At 34.2% G+C, this 18,814-nt stretch carries 16 protein-coding genes; 12 read left to right on the top strand and 4 right to left on the bottom strand.

What is annotated here, in order from left to right; all coding sequences use genetic code 11:
* Window positions 1-58 precede the first annotated feature (58 nt).
* On the top strand, window positions 59-949 hold the full coding sequence (locus ACE01P_RS05460) for a carbon-nitrogen hydrolase (RefSeq protein ID WP_095927649.1): 891 nt from the start codon (window positions 59-61) through the stop codon (window positions 947-949).
* A 118-nt stretch (window positions 950-1,067) separates the two neighbouring features.
* Here ACE01P_RS05460 and ACE01P_RS05455 read toward each other — a convergent pair whose 3' ends face one another.
* Complete coding sequence (locus ACE01P_RS05455; protein WP_379695099.1) at window positions 1,068-2,327, bottom strand: OmpA family protein; 1,260 nt, start codon at window positions 2,325-2,327, stop codon at window positions 1,068-1,070.
* Window positions 2,328-2,529: 202 nt separating this feature from the next.
* Entirely contained in the window at window positions 2,530-4,050 is a 1,521-nt protein-coding gene (locus tag ACE01P_RS05450; RefSeq protein ID WP_379695097.1) for a choice-of-anchor I family protein, read from the bottom strand.
* Between the two features lie 184 nt (window positions 4,051-4,234).
* Between ACE01P_RS05450 and ACE01P_RS05445 the strand changes: the two genes are divergently transcribed.
* Window positions 4,235-5,275 carry an agmatine/peptidylarginine deiminase gene (locus ACE01P_RS05445; protein ID WP_379695095.1) on the top strand — a complete coding sequence of 347 codons (1,041 nt, stop codon included), beginning with the start codon at window positions 4,235-4,237 and terminating at the stop codon, window positions 5,273-5,275.
* A gap of 213 nt (window positions 5,276-5,488) precedes the next feature.
* Window positions 5,489-6,673, top strand: a complete 1,185-nt coding sequence (locus tag ACE01P_RS05440; protein WP_379695093.1) for an endonuclease/exonuclease/phosphatase family protein — start codon at window positions 5,489-5,491, stop codon at window positions 6,671-6,673.
* Between the two features lie 101 nt (window positions 6,674-6,774).
* On the opposite strand, the gene fahA is transcribed toward ACE01P_RS05440, so the two are convergent.
* Window positions 6,775-8,061, bottom strand: coding sequence for a fumarylacetoacetase (fahA, locus tag ACE01P_RS05435; RefSeq protein ID WP_379695327.1), 1,287 nt, complete (start codon window positions 8,059-8,061; stop codon window positions 6,775-6,777).
* Window positions 8,062-8,171: 110 nt separating this feature from the next.
* Between fahA and glyA the strand changes: the two genes are divergently transcribed.
* From glyA to ACE01P_RS05415, 4 genes are all read left to right on the top strand, one after another.
* Window positions 8,172-9,446 (top strand): serine hydroxymethyltransferase, encoded by a 1,275-nt coding sequence (gene glyA / locus ACE01P_RS05430; RefSeq protein ID WP_379695091.1) that lies wholly within the window; start codon window positions 8,172-8,174, stop codon window positions 9,444-9,446.
* A 110-nt stretch (window positions 9,447-9,556) separates the two neighbouring features.
* On the top strand, window positions 9,557-10,150 hold the full coding sequence (locus ACE01P_RS05425; RefSeq protein WP_142449243.1) for a tRNA-(ms[2]io[6]A)-hydroxylase: 594 nt from the start codon (window positions 9,557-9,559) through the stop codon (window positions 10,148-10,150).
* A gap of 265 nt (window positions 10,151-10,415) precedes the next feature.
* Complete coding sequence (locus ACE01P_RS05420; RefSeq protein WP_379695089.1) at window positions 10,416-11,456, top strand: GMP reductase; 1,041 nt, start codon at window positions 10,416-10,418, stop codon at window positions 11,454-11,456.
* Window position 11,457: 1 nt separating this feature from the next.
* On the top strand, window positions 11,458-11,955 hold the full coding sequence (locus tag ACE01P_RS05415; RefSeq protein WP_379695087.1) for a GNAT family N-acetyltransferase: 498 nt from the start codon (window positions 11,458-11,460) through the stop codon (window positions 11,953-11,955).
* Window positions 11,956-12,135: 180 nt separating this feature from the next.
* Here the strand turns inward: ACE01P_RS05415 and ACE01P_RS05410 are convergent, their stop codons facing one another.
* Window positions 12,136-12,723, bottom strand: a complete 588-nt coding sequence (locus tag ACE01P_RS05410; protein ID WP_379695325.1) for a pentapeptide repeat-containing protein — start codon at window positions 12,721-12,723, stop codon at window positions 12,136-12,138.
* A gap of 157 nt (window positions 12,724-12,880) precedes the next feature.
* Between ACE01P_RS05410 and aspA the strand changes: the two genes are divergently transcribed.
* From aspA to ACE01P_RS05385, 5 genes are all read left to right on the top strand, one after another.
* Complete coding sequence (gene aspA, locus ACE01P_RS05405) at window positions 12,881-14,290, top strand: aspartate ammonia-lyase (RefSeq protein ID WP_379695085.1); 1,410 nt, start codon at window positions 12,881-12,883, stop codon at window positions 14,288-14,290.
* A 156-nt stretch (window positions 14,291-14,446) separates the two neighbouring features.
* A complete protein-coding gene (locus tag ACE01P_RS05400; protein ID WP_379695083.1) occupies window positions 14,447-15,733 on the top strand; it encodes a BamA/TamA family outer membrane protein in 1,287 nt (428 codons plus the stop codon).
* 158 nt (window positions 15,734-15,891) lie between these two features.
* On the top strand, window positions 15,892-16,566 hold the full coding sequence (locus ACE01P_RS05395) for a response regulator transcription factor (protein WP_379695081.1): 675 nt from the start codon (window positions 15,892-15,894) through the stop codon (window positions 16,564-16,566).
* A gap of 1 nt (window position 16,567) precedes the next feature.
* A complete protein-coding gene (locus tag ACE01P_RS05390) occupies window positions 16,568-17,950 on the top strand; it encodes an ATP-binding protein (protein WP_379695079.1) in 1,383 nt (460 codons plus the stop codon).
* Between the two features lie 83 nt (window positions 17,951-18,033).
* Window positions 18,034-18,756: a hypothetical protein gene (locus tag ACE01P_RS05385; RefSeq protein ID WP_379695077.1), complete on the top strand. Its 723-nt coding sequence runs from the start codon at window positions 18,034-18,036 to the stop codon at window positions 18,754-18,756.
* Window positions 18,757-18,814: the final 58 nt, after the last annotated feature.

Here is an 18,814-nt window from a genome sequence, read left to right as displayed (position 1 = left end):
TGGTAAATTTTAAAAATCACTTTAAAATTTACTACTTTTGCGCTCTAAATTTTATGTCATGGCGAAAAGAAAGTATAAAATATCGGTTATTCAGTTAAACCTGAATGATGTTGCCGAAAATAATCTTAAAAAATGTATCAGCTGGGTAAGAGATGCTGCAAGTCAAGGTGCAGAAGTAATCTTACTTCCTGAATTATATAGCAGTCATTATTTTTGTCAAAGTGAAGATGTAGATAATTTTGCGTTAGCAGAACCACTTTACAGCACTTCATTTATTGCATTCAGCGAATTGGCAAAAGAATTAGGAGTAGTAATTATTGTTCCTTTCTTCGAAAAAAGAATGGCTGGAATCTATCATAACAGTGCTTACATCATTGATACTGATGGAACTGAGGCTGGTTTGTACCGTAAAATGCATATTCCAGACGATCCTCATTTCTATGAGAAATTCTATTTCACACCAGGGGATTTAGGTTTCCAAGCAATTGAAACTAAAAAAGGAACTGTTGGAACTTTAATCTGTTGGGATCAATGGTATCCAGAAGCAGCTCGTATCACGGCTCTTAAAGGTGCTGAGGTTTTATTTTATCCAACAGCTATTGGATGGCATCCTAAAGAAAAAGAGCAATACGGGGAAAACCAATATGGTGCTTGGATGAATGTTATGAAAGGTCACGCTGTAGCGAATGGCGTTTTCGTAGCAGCAGCAAACCGAATTGGTTTAGAAAAATATCTTGAAGGAACAGAAGGAATTCAGTTCTGGGGAGCTTCTTTCATTGCAGGACCGCAAGGAGAAATTTTAGCTCAAGCATCTCATGATAAAGAAGAAATCTTAATTGCTGAAGTTGATTTAGATTTACAAGAAAATGTTCGCCAAAACTGGCCATTCTTCAGAGACAGAAGAATTGATGCTTTTGGAGATATTACAAAAAGAGCAATTGATAAATAATTAGATTTATCTGAAATATAGAAAAAGGACAAAATGTGAATTTTGTCCTTTTTTGTTTTAACTCAAATAAAAAAGGCGGTTTCAGATTCTGAAACCGCCTTTTTTCAATTTATATAGATTACTTCACTTGGAAAGTAACTCTTCTCACGATCTGACGTGCCTCTTTAGAATTTTTGTTAACAGAAGTATCTTCTCCGTTAGCAATTACATTCAATCTTGATGCATCAATTCCTGCATTAACCGCTACTTTTTTCACAGCTTCAGCTCTTTTTCTAGATAATTCTGTGTTGTAGTTTGAATTTCCAATTTCGTCAGCATATCCAATAATGTCAGCTGATTTTTCTGGATTGTTTTTCATGTATTTCACTAAGAAATCTACTCCTGATAAAGATGCGTTTGTTGGTTTAGACGAATTGAAATCGAAGTAAACATTTACATAACCACCGTTAATTAATTCCTCAACAGTATTGTTTGTAGCTGTTCCTGCACCTTTCTTTTCGTAAGTTTTATCTAAATAGCTTTCTAACTCATCTGGCACACCATTTTGGTTAGTATCAATAGATTGTCCTTTTGTGTTAACAGCAACTCCTGCGATTGTGTTTGGTTCTAAATCGTATAAATCAGCAACTCCATCTTTGTCTGAATCGATAAGACCAGTTTCGATTAAGTCCACTCTTTTTTCCAATTCACCAATTCTATCTTCTTCACCAACCCAGTCAGCATGTTTTGCTTGTTTTCCTAAGTAAAAAGTCAAACCAACAGAAGCGTTTAATAAAACACCGTCGAAAGACCCTGTTGATGTGTTACCCATTCCGTCGAAGTTCCAGTTTTGTCTTCCGTTTACAATTCCTGTTAAGTCTCCAGTCAAAGCTACTCGGTTGCTTAATCTAATTTGTCCAGTTAAACCAGCAATTCCGTGAGCCATGTAATCTTGTCCTCCAAATCCTGTTTGTGTACTAATTTGAGAAACTCCAAAACCACCATGCGCCAAAAGACCAATTGTGTTTGTCCAAGTTTCAAAATTTAAAGCACGTCCAACGTTGATAACCCCTTGTAAACTTGCTCTAACATAACGGCTTTCAAAATCTGGAGTATCTTTTTTCTCTTGGAATTGGTCGTAACCTACGTCTAATTTCACCCCAAACTTTGGACTAAACATATATCTTACACCTAAATCTCCGTGAAAAAAGTTCAATGATTCGGTAGTATAACCTGGAGTCATTGCTCTGGTTGGTTTGTTTACACCACCATTAAGTTCAAGAGACCATTTATTGTATTCTTGTTCTGTGCTTGGTTTTGTAGAAGTTGGAGCCATATTTTGCGCACCTGCGGCGAAGGATAGTAATAATAAAGAGGCTGATACTAATTTCTTTTTCATGATATCAAAAATTAAATTGTTTTTATTTTAAACTCATGAACAAAATTAGAGGTCGAATCCTAGAATGCGTTGCATATGCTCTTACATAATTTCCATCTTTTGGCTTTTAATTATGTAAATACGTTAAAATAAGTACAATAGAAAGCATAAAAAAAGGACAAAATTCACATTTTGCCCTTTTGCTATCCTGAAAAAGTTTGTATTATTTCAAATCTGGCTGATAAATTTTAACAGATCCATCTCCTTCGCTGCTTACTACTAACAAGCTTCTTTTCGTTGGACTTTTTGAAGCCGGAATAAAAAGAATGCCTTCTGGAGCATCTCCTGTTTTTACAGTTTGAAGGTATTGTGGTGAAGTTGGATTTGTTGCATCATAAACCATAAAAGCATCAGATCTTTCTAAACCAACAAATATAATATTCTGATTTCCCATTTTAGCTGCAACTACAGCTTCTGGCTCAGAACCTTTATCATCACTCCTTTTATCGTCGTATGTGCCAATTTCGTTTGTCTTTTTGTCAACATCATTTTTACTGTCAAAAACGATTTTTCCAGTGTTTCCGTTCCAAATAGAGAATGATCTTCCTCCAAAACTTACCATTTCGTCCAAATCTCCATCTCCGTCAGTATCTCCCATGTCAGCAACAAGGTTTAATCTTCCTAAATTAGCATCTAATTTTAAAGTAGCAGCATCAGGGAAAGCAGTTGCATCAAGTGTCATGCTTTTCATACGCTTCACATCAGAATAAGCTGTATATTCTCTTGCGTCACCTTCGTTAGCAGTAACAAAATAAGGAGTGTTATTTACAGTAAAATGGCTAATTGCATCTGGCATGTAAAGCCCTTTTACTTTCCACGGGTTAAAAGCAATTTTATTGTCGCTATCGCTTGCATCAATTGCATTTTCAGCAGTATTGTAATCTTTTAAACCTAAAGGATAAATCGCTGTGATAGTTTTAGAAGTTAAATCTACTTTTGCAACTCCATTATTTTCTTGTAAAGTTACCCAAGCCGTTTTAGAATCGTCAGAAATCGTGATGTATTCTGGTTCGATATCTTGAGCAAAACTAGTTTTAGCAAATTTTGAAATTCTAAAACCGTCTTTTGCTAAAGCAGCAGCTTGATTAGCAAACGAACTGAAATCTAAAGTTGTAACATTATAAGTACTAGTTTCAATAATAGAAATTGTTCCGTTCGGATCTTGAGAATAATCAGTATTTGGTTCTCCTTCGTTAGCAGTCATGATATATTTTCCGTCAGGAGAAAAAGTAATCATGTCTGGCAATGCGCCAACTGTAACTTGTTTGATTAAACTATAATCTGAAGTATTAAAAATAACAACTTTACCGTTTGCTTGTTTGTTTGTAGTAGATTCTAAAGCAACAGCCAATTTTCCGTCAAAAACAGAAACACTGTTTGCTGCGCCTTCGTAAGCAACTAAATCAATTTTTCCAATACCTTTTGGTTTTGTCGGATCAGTAATATCAATAACATCGATTTGGTTTACACCGCTGTTATTTACTGTAAATAATCTTTTTGTTTTTTCGCAATAAGCAGAGATTTCTGCAGCAGCTTCTCCACCAATTGTAATAGAGCCAATTTCTTTAAAAGTTCCTGGGTTTTCGTTTACAACAACTTCTGGTTCGCTGTTCGAATTTTCATCATTATTACAGCTTGCTAATATAAAAAGAGCAGCTAAAAATGAGATTGATAAATTTTTCATGTGTTAGTTTTTAGTTTTCGCAAAAGTAATTCTGAGGCCTGTGTTAAATATTAAGGCTGTATTATTTAATCTTTAACTTAATTTTTGCAAGATATTTTTTGTGAAATTATATATGATTTTTACTAAGATGTTTTAAAATTCTAACGAATGCTTATCTTTGCACTTTCTAAATTAGAACGTATTTATGTCAACAAATAATAGAAGATTTCCAGCAGAATGGGAAAAACAGCAAGGAATTGTATTGTGTTTTCCGCATAATGGCAACGACTGGCCGGGAAAATACGAAGCTGTTCAATGGGCTTTTGTAGAGTTTATTAAAAAAGTAGCCACTTTTGAAACTGTTTTTTTGGTAGTTGCCGATGAAAAGCTAAAAGAAAAAGTAGCTGATATGCTTGAAAGAGCTCGTGTAAACCTTGATAACGTTTCTTATATTATTCATAAAACCAACAGAAGCTGGATGCGCGATTCAGGACCAATTATTGTACAAAATGGTTCTAAAAGAGAAGCTTTAAATTTCAATTTCAACGGTTGGGCAAAATATAAAAACTACCAGTTAGATAAATTTGTTCCTGGTAAAGTAGCAGATTTTATTGATGTTCCTTTAACTCAGGTAATGTACAAAGGAAAACCAGTAATTGTTGAAGGTGGTGCAATTGATGTAAACGGAAAAGGAACTTTATTAACTTCTGAAGAATGTTTGATGCATCCAACAATTCAAGTAAGAAATGCTGGTTTTACAAAAGAAGATTACGAAGTAGTTTTTAAAGAATATCTTGGAGTTACCAATGTAATCTGGTTAGGAGACGGAATCGAAGGTGATGATACACACGGACACATCGACGATTTATGCCGATTTGTAAATGAAGATACGATTGTAACGATTGTTGAAACAGATAAAAACGATTCAAACTACAAGCCTTTGCAAGATAATTTGAAACGCCTTCAGAATGCAAAATTAGAAAACGGAAAATCTCCTGTAATTGTAGCGTTGCCAATGCCAAAACGCGTAGATTTTGAAGATTTACGCTTACCAGCAAGTTATGCTAATTTCTTAATTTTGAATAATTGCGTTTTAGTGCCAACATTTAATGATAGTAACGATCGCGTTGCTTTAAATATCTTAGCAGAATGTTTCCCAGATCGTGAAGTAATCGGTATTAGCTGTATTGATTTTATTTGGGGATTTGGAACTCTACATTGTTTAAGTCAGCAGATTCCTGCATAAAAATAGTAGACGCAGATTATAAAAAATCACTTTGATTTTTTTTATCTGTGATAAAATTATCAGATATACAGAGACTTTCTTATAAATATTTGAGCTGTCACCAAAAGTGGCAGCTTTTTTTTGTTGTATATTTAACAAAGAGATTTGCTTGTGTCTCAACATCCTTCTTATATTCGTATGTTCAACAATGCAGAAATGCAGATTTAATTTTATATGAAGAAAATATTTTTTATCCTTTCCGTGCTTTCTTCCGGAGTTCTTTTTTCACAATCTGATTCGCAAGAAAAAATTGAACTTACATTTGCTACCTACAATGTAAGTATGGAATCTGATAATTATTCTCCCAAAGGCGCAATGGGAAAATCGGAGCTGATATTGATTGATCAGCTTAATTCAGGGCATAATACTCAAATCAGAAATATCGCCCACATTATTCAGACCGTTAGGCCGGACGTTATTCTGTTAAATGAATTTGATTACATTAAAGATCCTGAACTTGGTGTAAAAGCGTTTATTAAAAATTATTTGAACGTAAGCCAAGGCGGAGCAGCAGCCATTGATTATCCTTACTATTATTATTCAACGGTGAATACTGGCCAGCCGAGTCCTTACGATTTGAACAATGATGGAAAGTTGGATAATTTTGGAAATGATGCATGGGGATTTGGTCTGTATCCTGGGCAATATGGAATGATGCTTTTGTCTAAATATCCGATTGATGCTAATGCGATTCGTACTTTTCAACATTTTAAATGGAAAGATATGCCTGGAGCATTGGTTGCCAAAAAAGCAGATGGATCGGATTGGTATAGTAAAAAAGCATGGAAGGAATTTCCATTATCTTCAAAATCTCACTGGGATGTTCCTGTAAAAATTGGCAATAAAACAGTTCACATTTTAGCCAGTCATCCAACTCCTCCTACTTTTGATGGTGATGAAGATCGCAATGGAAAAAGAAATCACGATGAAATCCGATTTTGGAAAGATTATATTTCAGACAATTCTGCTTCGTACATTTATGATGATAAAGGTGTAAAAGGCGGTTTGTCTCCGAATTCTCAATTTGTTATATTGGGTGATCAAAACGCTTCGCCAGTTGAAGGAAATGCCATCAGAGAAGGTATAAAGTCTTTAATAGAAAACCCAAAGATTAATAGTGATTTCACTCCTGCGAGTAAAGGCGGTGCTGAATATAGTCCTGAAAATCCTTTTGGAGTTAATCATACTGCTTTTTGGAGAATGCGCGCTGATTATGTATTGCCATCGAGACTTGGTTTTAAATTCGTTAACAGTGGTGTGTTCTGGCCTGCAAAAGGCGAACCAATGTCAGAATTAGTTGAAAAACGTGAATCAAGTTCAGATCATCGTTTAGTTTGGGTAAAGGTTGTCTTAGAATAAATAACTTTTCCTTTCAATTTTTGAGAAATTATAAAGCATAAAAAAACCTTGGCATCGCCAAGGTTTTTTATTTTCTATATCTCTTCAGACTTATCTGCTCTTCATTGTTTGATGAAAGGAGGCAATAACTGGCTAGAAACTTCTCCAAAACCAATTCTTACTTCTGTATTTTCACAGAAACCGCGAATAATTACAGTATCATTATCTTCAATAAATTTACGTTCGCTTCCGTCTTTTAATTTAAGCGGATTTTTTCCTCCCCAAGTTAATTCTAGCATAGAACCAAAACTATCAGGAGTTGGACCAGAAATTGTTCCAGAACCCATCATATCTCCAGAATTTACACGGCATCCGTTAGAGGTATGGTGTGCTAACTGCTGGCTCATTGACCAATATAAATATTTGAAGTTAGATCTTGAAATAACAGTTTCTTCTTCTTGATCCTCAGGTTTTAATGAAACTTCCAAATGAATATCAAAAGCTTTTTTACCTTTTGTCTGTAAGTAAGGAAGTGGAGTCGGATCTTGTTTAGGGCCTTTTGTTCTAAAAGGCTCCAAAGCGTCCATAGTAACAATCCAAGGCGAAATTGAAGTCGCAAAGTTTTTAGCTAAGAATGGTCCAAGTGGTACGTATTCCCATTTCTGGATATCACGAGCACTCCAGTCATTTAGTAAAACCATTCCGAAAATATAATCTTCAGCTTCGAAAGTTGAAATATTTTCGCCCATTACATTTACATCTGTTGTAATAAAAGCAGTCTCTAATTCAAAATCTACTAAACGAGAAGCTCCAAAAACAGGCGTATCATGTCCAGCAGGCAAAGTTTGTCCCATTGGTCTGTGAACTGGAATTCCAGATGGCACAATTGTAGAACTTCTTCCGTGGTATCCAACTGGAATATGAAGCCAGTTTGGCAACAAAGCATTTTCAGGATCACGGAACATTTTACCTACGTTTGTAGCATGTTCTCTACTTGAATAAAAGTCAGTATAATCACCAATTAAAACTGGCAATTGCATCTCTACATCTTCTATTTTAAATATAACAATATCTCTATGTTTTGTTGAATCTCTTAATTGCGGATTAGTTTCGTCGAATATATCTGCGATACGATTTCGAACTAAACGCCATGTTTTTTTTCCGTCAGAAATAAAATCATTTAGCGTATCCTGCATAAACATATCATCGGTTAATTCTATTCCCTCGAAATAGTTTAGTTGCTGTAAAGCCCCTAAATCTATAGCATAATCGCCAATTCTTGTTCCTACTGTAACGACATTTTCTTTGGTAAGAAACACGCCGAAAGGAATATTCTGAATAGGGAAGTCGCTATTTTCTGGTACTTCTAACCATGATTTTCTACTGGTATCGTTAGCGGTTATAGGCATGTTTAATGTTAATTGTTTTGTTGAAAAATTGTATGTCAAATATATCATAATCTAGCAGTTTGACAAACGTTTTTTTGTATTTTTGCGTGAAATTAACGAAAAACAAAAAAATGCAACGCGACGAACAAATTTTTGATCTTATCCAAGAGGAGAAAGAAAGACAAATTCACGGATTAGAGCTTATTGCTTCAGAGAATTTTGTAAGTGATGAAGTAATGGCAGCAGCAGGGTCTGTTTTAACGAATAAATATGCAGAGGGTTACCCTGGTAAAAGATACTACGGCGGTTGCGAAGTAGTTGACGTTATTGAGCAAATTGCTATTGACAGAGCTAAAGAATTATTTGGAGCTGAATATGCAAACGTACAGCCTCACTCAGGTTCTCAAGCCAATACATCTGTTTACCACGCTTGTTTGAATCCTGGTGATACTATTTTAGGTTTCGACTTATCTCACGGTGGTCACTTAACTCACGGTTCTCCGGTAAACTTTTCAGGACGTTTATATCGTCCAGTTTTCTACGGTGTAGATGCTGAAACTGGTCGTTTAGATTATGATAAAATTCAAGAAATTGCAACTAAAGAACAGCCAAAATTAATTATCGCGGGAGCTTCGGCTTATTCTCGTGATATGGATTTTGCTCGTTTCAGACAAATTGCTGACAGTGTAGGAGCGATCTTATTTGCTGATATTTCTCACCCAGCAGGTCTTATTGCAAAAGGATTATTAAACGATCCAATTCCACATTGCCATATTGTTTCTACAACAACTCATAAAACATTAAGAGGACCACGTGGTGGACTTATCTTGATGGGGAAAGATTTCCCAAATCCACAAGGATTAACAACTCCAAAAGGAGAAATCAGAATGATGTCTTCATTATTAGATTTAGCTGTTTTCCCAGGAAATCAAGGTGGACCTTTAATGCACATCATCGCTGCTAAAGCGGTTGCTTTTGGTGAAGCTCTTAAAGATGAGTTCTTTACTTACGCAATGCAATTACAAAAAAATGCAAATGCAATGGCTGATGCTTTCGTAAAAAGAGGATACAACATCATCTCTGGCGGAACTGATAACCACATGATGCTTATTGACTTAAGAAATAAAAATATTTCTGGTAAAGAAGCTGAAAACGCATTAGTAAAAGCTGAAATTACAGTAAACAAAAACATGGTTCCTTTTGACGATAAATCTCCATTTATCACTTCTGGGATTCGTGTTGGAACAGCTGCAATCACAACTCGTGGTTTAGTTGAAAAAGATATGGAAACTATCGTAGCTTTAATCGACAAAGTTCTTACAGATCATACAAACGAAGATCTTATCGAAGAAGTTGCTGAAGAAGTAAACGAATTAATGAGCGAAAGACCAATTTTTGCATATTAATTAAGATAAAGCCTTAAAGTTTTTAAAATCGAAAGTCAAAAGTCTTATTTTTGACTTTCGATTTTTGCTTTTATAACTCATAACTTTTAATTCATAACTCATAATTTAAAATGGGCGTATTAAGATTACAATTGCCAACCGACCCAAGATGGGTAAATATCGTTGAGAAAAACATTGAAGAAATCTTGACAGATCACGCTTGGTGCGAACAAAAAGCAGCAACAAACGCGATTACGATTATTACAAATAATTCTGAACATCAAGATTTAGTGAAAGATTTATTGGCTTTAGCCAAAGAAGAAATCGATCATTTTGAGCAAGTTCATAACATCATTATCAAAAGAGGATTGAAATTAGGTCGCGAGCGTAAAGACGATTACGTAAACGAACTATACCAATACATGAAAAAAAGCGGAGACGGAAGCCGTGTTTCTGGTCTTGTTGAAAGACTTTTATTTTCAGCAATGATTGAAGCAAGAAGTTGCGAACGTTTTAAAGTTTTGTCTGAAAATATTCAGGATGAAGAATTAGCAGTTTTCTATAGAGAATTAATGGAAAGCGAAGCTGGACATTATACAACATTTATCACTTACGCACGTAAATACGGAACAGGAATCGACGTTGAAAAACGTTGGAGAGAATGGCTTGCTTTTGAAGAATCAATTATTACCAATTACGGAAAAGGAGAGACGATTCACGGGTAAGTTTTAGTTTTCAGTCGCAGTCACAGTTTTCAGTCTTATGATTGTTTTGTTTCAGGTTTGAAGTTTAAAGTTTGTCAGGCTGAGCGAAGTCGAAGCCCACGCAAAGTATATCAATTTCTGAAATAAAAAAAACGTTTCTAATTTTGCGCTTTCGCGAAAGCAAACCAGAAACCCAATTGTTCAAAAGTTCAAGGTTTTGTTAATCTAATATCTGAAATCTAAAATCAGAAATTCTTAAATTTGAGAGTAATCAAAATCTCGAACTATGAGAATAGAAATGGATTTAAAATTAGGGTTTAAAGATGTAATGTTTAGACCTAAAAGATCAACGCTTAAAAGCAGATCGGAAGTTTCATTAGAACAAAATTTTAAATTCTTGCACAGTACTTCAAGCTGGACAGGAATTCCAATCATGGCAGCCAATATGGATACCGTGGGAACTTTCGACATCGCAAAGGTTTTGGCGAAAGAAAAGCTTTTTACAGCGATTCATAAACATTACACTTTAGAAGAGTGGAATTCATTTCTAAAAAATGCAAGTCCAGATTTCTACGATTACATTGCGGTAAGTACAGGAACAGGAAAAGAAGATTTTGAAAAGATTCAAAAAATAATTACTGCAAATCTGTCACTGAAATTCATTTGTATTGATGTTGCAAATGGCTATTCGGAGCATTTTGTTCAGTTTTTAAAGAAAACCCGTAAACAATATCCAGACAAGATTATTATTGCCGGAAATGTGGTTACTGGCGAAATGACCGAAGAACTTTTATTGGCTGGTGCAGATATTGTAAAAGTCGGAATTGGCCCAGGTTCTGTTTGTACAACTCGCGTTAAAACAGGGGTTGGTTATCCGCAACTTTCTGCAATTATTGAATGTGCCGATGCGGCGCACGGTTTAGGTGGACATATCATAAGCGACGGCGGTTGTACAACTCCAGGCGATGTTGCCAAAGCCTTTGGTGCTGGTGCAGATTTTGTAATGTTAGGCGGAATGCTAGCAGGACACACTGAAAGCGGTGGCGAATTAATCGAAGTAAAAGGCGAAAAATTCAAACAATTTTACGGAATGAGCTCTAAAACTGCAATGGACAAACACGCTGGCGGAGTTGCCGAATACAGAGCAAGCGAAGGAAAAACGGTTCAAGTTCCGTTTAAAGGAGATGTCATTCACACCGTTTTAGATATTTTAGGCGGAATAAGAAGTACTTGTACTTATGTTGGAGCTTCAAGATTAAAAGAACTCACAAAACGAACAACTTTCATCCGCGTAAGCGAACAAGAAAATCAAGTTTTTAAAAAATAATATGATTCAAATTACCGAAGCATCGATTGAAGATATTGCTAAAATTCAAGAGATTGCACATATAACATGGCCAATTACGTATGGCGAAATTTTAACAAAGGAACAATTAGAATATATGTTGGATTTAATTTATTCTGATGCGGTACTTTCAAAACAAATTCAGAATAAAGAGCAGTTGTTTTATTTAATTTCAGATTCTAATTCCGTAATTGGTTTTATCGGAATTGAGCATAACTATAACAAAGAAGCAACAACCAAAATTCATAAAATTTATCTTTTACCAGAAACACAAGGAAAAGGTTATGGTAAGATTGTTTTTGAAGAAATTGAAAAAATGGCTTTAAAAAACAATTCTACAGAACTTTTATTAAACGTAAACCGTTTCAATACCGCTTTGAATTTCTATAAAAAACTTGGTTTCGAAATTAAAGAAACTGTAGATATAGAGATTGGAAATGGTTACTTAATGGAAGATTATGTGATGGGGAAGAAAATCTAAAAAATAATTTTTCCACAATCTTGTCATTCCGACGAAGGAGGAATCTCCACGAGAAACTCTACAAAGATTGGCGACATTCTATAAGGAGCTACTTGCGAAGATTCCTCGTTCCTCGGAATGACAAACTTTGCGGTAAATTTCAAAAAGAAAAATAAAAAAGCCAGTTAACAACTGGCTTTTTTATTTGTTATCACTCACAATCACATCATGCTTAAACAATAATCCTTTCACTTCATTCAAAGAAAAAATAGCTTTCTTCAATTTAGTTTTGGATGGATCAATAGTGTAATTGTAACTCGTTTTAAAATCGGTTTTGTTGGCGATTGCTTTGTTAAACTCGGCACGATATAAATCACAATTATAGAAAACAACACTCGTAAGATCTGTGGCCATAAAATCAACGGCAATCAAACTACAGTTGGTGAAAAATGTTCCTTTTAATTTTAAAGTATAAAATTTCGAAAAGTCTAAAATGCAGTCGTTAAATTCAATTTCAAATATTAATTTATCGCACATTGCAAAATTGACGTCTTTAATTTCGCATCTATTGAAAGTTGCGGTTCTAAAAGCAACGTAGTTAATTTTGGCTTCAGTAAAAATGCAATCGTTAAAAACGCAGTCGATAAAAGTAACGGCAAGAAAAGTGCAAGCAGAGAAATTACAATTATTAAAAACGCAGCATTCGAAGTCTTTAAAATTAAGATCATCTTTAGCGTAAATAATCGCATTGTATTCTTTATCAAGAAAATATTCGCTTTCTTTTTTCAACTCTTTTCCAATAATTATTTGAGGCTGAAAAGGTAATAATTTGCTGTAGAATTTTCGATGAAAATCGTAAATCATTTTGGAATTATTGGCAACTTTAGAATAAATTTGATGTAGCTTTACACTTATTTTTTAAGCTAAAATTTATCAATTTTACAATATGGAATCAACAAGAAAAGAACATGATTTTCTAGGAGAATTAGAAATTCCAAATCATTTATACTACGGAATCCAAACGTTTAGAGCGGTAGAAAACTTCAATATTACAGGTATTCCAATTTCAAAAGAACCGTTATTTATCAAGGCTTTAGGTTATGTAAAAAAAGCTGCAGCCATGGCAAACAAAGATTGTGGCGCGATCGATTCTAAAATTGCAGAAGCGATTTGCTACGGAAGCGATCAGGTTATTGCAGGTAAATTTGATCAAGAATTTGTGAGCGATTTGATTCAGGGAGGAGCAGGAACTTCTGTAAATATGAATGCTAACGAAGTCATTGCCAATATCGGACTAGAATATTTAGGTCATAAAAAAGGAGAATACAAATTTCTTCATCCAAATAATCACGTAAACTGTTCGCAGTCTACAAACGATGCTTATCCATCCGCTTTTAGAATTGCTTTGTATTTAAAAATGGAAAGCTTCATTAAAACTTTTGCAGGTCTTGAAGTTGCTTTCGCTAAAAAAGGAGAAGAATTTAAGGAAGTTCTAAAAATGGGAAGAACGCAATTGCAAGACGCCGTTCCGATGACTTTAGGGCAAGAATTTAAAGCGTACGCAACAACGATTGGAGAAGATATTCAGCGTTTGAAAAATGCGCAGGAATTATTGTTAGAAATCAATATGGGCGCAACAGCGATTGGAACAAAAGTAAATGCTCCAGAAGGTTATCCAGAAATCTGTGTGAAATATTTGGCCGATGAGGTTGGAATTCCATTAACGCTTTCGCCAGATTTGATTGAAGCTACTGTAGATACAGGTGCTTACGTACAGATTATGGGAACTTTAAAACGTTCTGCGGTTAAGATTTCTAAAATCTGTAACGATTTAAGATTATTGAGTTCTGGACCAAGAACAGGTTTAAACGAAATCAATCTTCCAGCGCGTCAGCCGGGATCTTCTATTATGCCAGGAAAAGTAAATCCAGTAATTCCAGAAGTGGTAAACCAAACTTGTTTTTATGTGATTGGTCAGGATTTAACGGTTACAATGGCAGCAGAAGCGGGACAATTGCAGTTGAATGTAATGGAGCCTGTTATTGCTTTTGCGATGTTTACTTCGTTAGATTATCTTGCTAATGCAATCCAGACTTTAATCGATAAATGTATTAACGGAATCACTGCAAACGTAGATCATTGCTACAATATGGTAATGAACAGCATCGGAATCGTAACACAATTGAATCCGATTATTGGTTATGAAGAAAGCGCAAGTATTGCTGGAGAAGCTTTAAAAACAAACAAAAGCGTGCATCAGATTGCAGTTTTAGAACGAAAGCTAATTACGCAGGAAAAATGGGATGAGATTTATTCTTTAGACAATCTAATTCATCCAAAATTTATAACTAAATAATATAAGTTGAAATAGCACAAAGCCGTCAAATATTTTTTGACGGCTTTTTTTGTTAAAATATTTTAAAAATTATTTAAATGTAAATCTTAACATGTTGAAAATAAGACTTATATTTACAATGAGATTTGATTCTTATTTCTAAAACAAACTTTGTAAATGGTGCTTTTTTTTCAAAATAATGCCGTTCAGTACAAGTCTAAAATCTTAGGATTATTATTTCTTATTTCCTTTAATTTATTTGCTCAAGAGGAAATTAAAAATCCTGAAATAGAAACGCCAACTCTCTGTCCTCCTAAAACATTATTTGACCTTTTTAAGAAAAAAGACGATGCTTTGGTCGTTAAACCAACAAAGAACAATTTCTTTTTATTAATTCCGGCAATTGGTTCACAGCCTGCAACTGGTTTCTTTTTTGGTGCTGTGGCTCAGTATACTTTTAAAGGAAAAGAAGAAAAAGATAAATATTCAATTGCTAACGTGGGAGTTACTTATACGGTCAAAAATCAGTGGTTGGTTAATGTTAAAAACAATATTCTGCTGAAGAATAATAAAATCTTTTTGAGCGGAGATTATCGATTGTATTTGTTTTCGCAGCCTAATTATGGCTTAGGAACTGATATAATTCCGCCGAGACGTGATCAAGTTCCCGGTTTTAGCGTAGATTCACTTGCTCAAGATATGGATTACAATTACTTGAAATTCCATCAAACCGTATCTTTTGAGGTTAAAAAGGATTATTATATTGGAGGAGGCATTAATATTGATTGGTATTCGAGTATCGATGATAGGGAATTGGATGTTGCAAACGGGAAATATACTTACCATTACAATTACAGTCAAAAATACGGATTTGATAATTTTGAATATTTCTTAAACGGAGTAAGTTTGAATCTCGTTCATGATTCACGTGATAATCAGGTAAATGCGTCAAAAGGCTGGTTTGCTAATATTAATTACAGATTTAATCCAGTATTGTTTAATAATCAGGATTATAGTAATGTATTGTTTGCAGAATACCGCCATTTTATACCTGTTTCACATAAAAATCCACGCTACATTTTGGCAATTTGGACTTACGGGCAATTTGTGACCAAAGGAAAAGTACCTTACTTAAATCTTCCTGCAATTGGCTGGGACCAGCGTAGTAGGAGTGGAGAAGGCTATACGCAGGGGCTATTTAGAGGAAATGGCTTGGTTTATTTGTCTACAGAATTTCGTTTTCCTATTACATGCAATCAGATGTTGAGCGGTACGGTTTTTACCAATTTTGTAACAACCAGTAATTCTGATACTAATTTGCAACTATTCAAATCGATACAGCCTGCTGTAGGTGCTGGTTTGAGAATTTTAATTGATAAAGCTTCCAAAACCAATCTAATTTTAGATTATTCATGGGGTAACAGCTCTAAAGGATTCTATTTGAATGCAGGTGAGACTTTCTAAAAATTAAGAATAAAAAGCTTTACGCGTAAAATAATATTAAAAAGCAGGCGATTATGTCTGCTTTTTTGATTCTTCATAATTAAATCATAATTTGTAATGATGTGCCAAATTATGTTAAATTGTATTCCTATTTTTGTTGTATATACAAACTTCTTAAGATGAAATTACTTATAGTCGAAGACGAGCCAAATCTATTATCGATTTTACGAAAAGGTTTTGCAGAAAATAATAATGAAGTAAGCGTTGCTATGGACGGTAAAACGGCTATGGAAATGATTCATAATTATACCTTCGATGTAGTAATTTTGGATGTGATGCTTCCTGATATTAACGGAATTGAAATTTGCAGAAGACTTCGCGCAGCCAAAAACTTCGTTCCTATTTTGCTTTTAACGGCTTTAGGGACCTCAGAAAACATTGTAACTGGATTGAACGCTGGTGCCGATGATTATTTGGTTAAGCCTTTTAAATTTGGCGAATTAGATGCTAGAATAAATGCGCTGTACAGAAGATCGCAACAGGAAACAGAAAAAATAGATACCATCACAATTGCTGATTTAGAAATAAACGGACGTGCAAAAACCGTTAAAAGAGACGGGGAAAACATCATTTTGACTGCTAAAGAATTCAAATTATTATATTATTTGGCTAAAAATACGGGTCGAATCGTTTCGCGCGATCAGATTTTGGATAACGTTTGGGATATCAATTTTGATATGAATACCAACGTTGTCGATGTCTATATTACATACTTAAGAAGAAAGATTGATAAGCCTTATTCGACCAAACTTATTCATACCATGAAAGGTTTGGGGTATGTTATAAAACCATAATATGGATATTAGAAAAAAAATTACCTTTAATTACGTTGCCCTTTCTACCTTTAGTACATCGCTATTGTGCATCATTGTGTTTTTCTTGTTTAGAGAAAACAATCGATACCATTTTTTGAAGCGTTTAGATGACAGAGCAAAAATTGTTTCTTCTATTCATTTTCAAAAAGATCCAGAAAAGATCAAATATTACAAGAACCTTAAAAAAAATGGTCTTGAAGAATTGATCGAGGAGGAAGAATATGTATTGAAAATCAACAGCCACAATAGTTTTGATTATAATACGAATTTAAATCTTCCGAATTCTTTTTATACCAATATTTTAAGGACAGGAAAAGATTCTTTCGAAAGAGATAATAAATATTATTTAGGACAGATTTTTCAAGAAAACAATCAAAAATATATTGTAATTGTTGGTGCGAGAGATCGTAAAGGAAAAGATACGACCGTTTATATTGTCAAAATCATGCTTTTTGGCGGAATAGGTTTTGTGATTTTAGCTTTTCTTTTGGGACGATTTTTAGCCAAACGCGTTATCGATCCTGTAGCAAGAATTACAAAAGAAGTAAAAAGAATTAGCGCTTCTAATCTTCATAATCGTCTTCCGGAAGTCAAAAACTCTGATGAGATTTCAGATTTGACGAATACTTTTAATAATATGCTGGATCGTCTAGAAACTTCTTTTGAGATTCAAGCCAACTTTATTAATAATGCCTCTCACGAATTAAAAACGCCAATAACAACTATTATTGCTGAAGCAGAAATTATGCTGCTTAAAGAAAGACAGCAACATGAATATGTAGAATCGCTGCAAAATATTTACAGTCAGGCTTCAAGATTAGGAAACTTAACAGAAAGTTTGCTAAAATTGACGCAAACGGGTTATGACGGACAAAAACAAGTGTCTGATATTGCTCGAATGGACGAGCTTTTGTTGGAAGTGAAATCGGATCTCGATAAAATTTATCCAGACAACCGAGTGAGTATCAGGCTTAATTTTGCGCCAGAAGATTCTAATTTATTATTGTTGCCGTGCAATAAACCACTTTTAGAATTGGCAATCAATAACATTATTACGAATGGAGTTAAATATTCTGATAATAACGAAGTATTTGTGAGCCTTTCTGCTAATAAAGAAATGATTAAAATCTCGATTAACGATATCGGAATCGGAATTCCACCTGAAGATATTCCACATTTGTATGAGCCTTTCTTTAGAGGAAAAATTGCTGCGAAATACATTGGATATGGTTTAGGACTTCCCTTAGCTTCTAAAATCATTCGCATGCATGACGGTGAACTTCAAGTGCAGTCTGAGCAAGATAAAGGAACAATCGTTACGATTATCTTTAAAAAACTCAACATTAAAAAATCTAATGTTTAAGTTTAGAAAATTCTAATTTTAGATTAATAAAGGTCTAATTTGCGGACAGTTATTTTGTAGGTATAAACTAAAAGATTATGCTTATGAAAAATTTTCTTATACCTACGACTTTAAAAGATGATACAATTTCGGCTGTTAAATCTGCGGTGAATCAGTCCAAAAATACTGAATCAGAAATTATTTTAGTATTAGTTTCAGAAGCGCCTGATACGTTTTCTTCTTCTGGTTTTTTAAGGGAAATGAAATCCGGACTTACCAGAAGTCAGGAAGAAGTTTTAGAAACTTGCAGATATATTGTCGAACACACTTCAAACATAAAATTAAGAGTTCATACTCAATACGGACTTTCAGCACCAATTTTTAAAAGACTAATTGAAGTTTTTTCAGTGAAATTAGTCATTTTGACACATTCTTATAAACAAGAAACCAAAAGAATTCATCAATATTTGGTGCAATTGGCAGGAAATCAGAAATGTCCGATTCTGCATTTGAGCACAGAAATTAATAAAGAGGTTTTCCATAAAGCGCTTTACGTAGAAAATTCTAGCATGAACATTCATGTTAAAGATGTTCAGGATTTCTTGAGCGCCAATTTCTCTTTCGAAATTGTAAGCCAAACAGCTAGTTTTGAAGACGATTATGAAAAAGTTGCTCCATTTTTGTCAGAAGCCATTTCTAAACACAATATCGATATGTTGGTAGAAACTAGAAAAGGCGAAAAAATCAAATTTAAAAAATCGAAAAAAGAAAATGTCAATGAAAAACTAGGACTTCCGGTTCTTTCATTGTACGAAGAGATGGTTTGATTTTTAAGCTTCTAAGTTTCTGAGCTGCTAAGCTACTAAGAATTAAAAAACTTAGAAA

Source organism: Flavobacterium sp. HJSW_4, from assembly GCF_042436695.1.
Classification (GTDB): Bacteria; Bacteroidota; Bacteroidia; order Flavobacteriales; family Flavobacteriaceae; genus Flavobacterium.
Note: the sequence above shows the minus strand (reverse complement) of the source record. Positions and strands in the feature narration are given on the sequence as shown.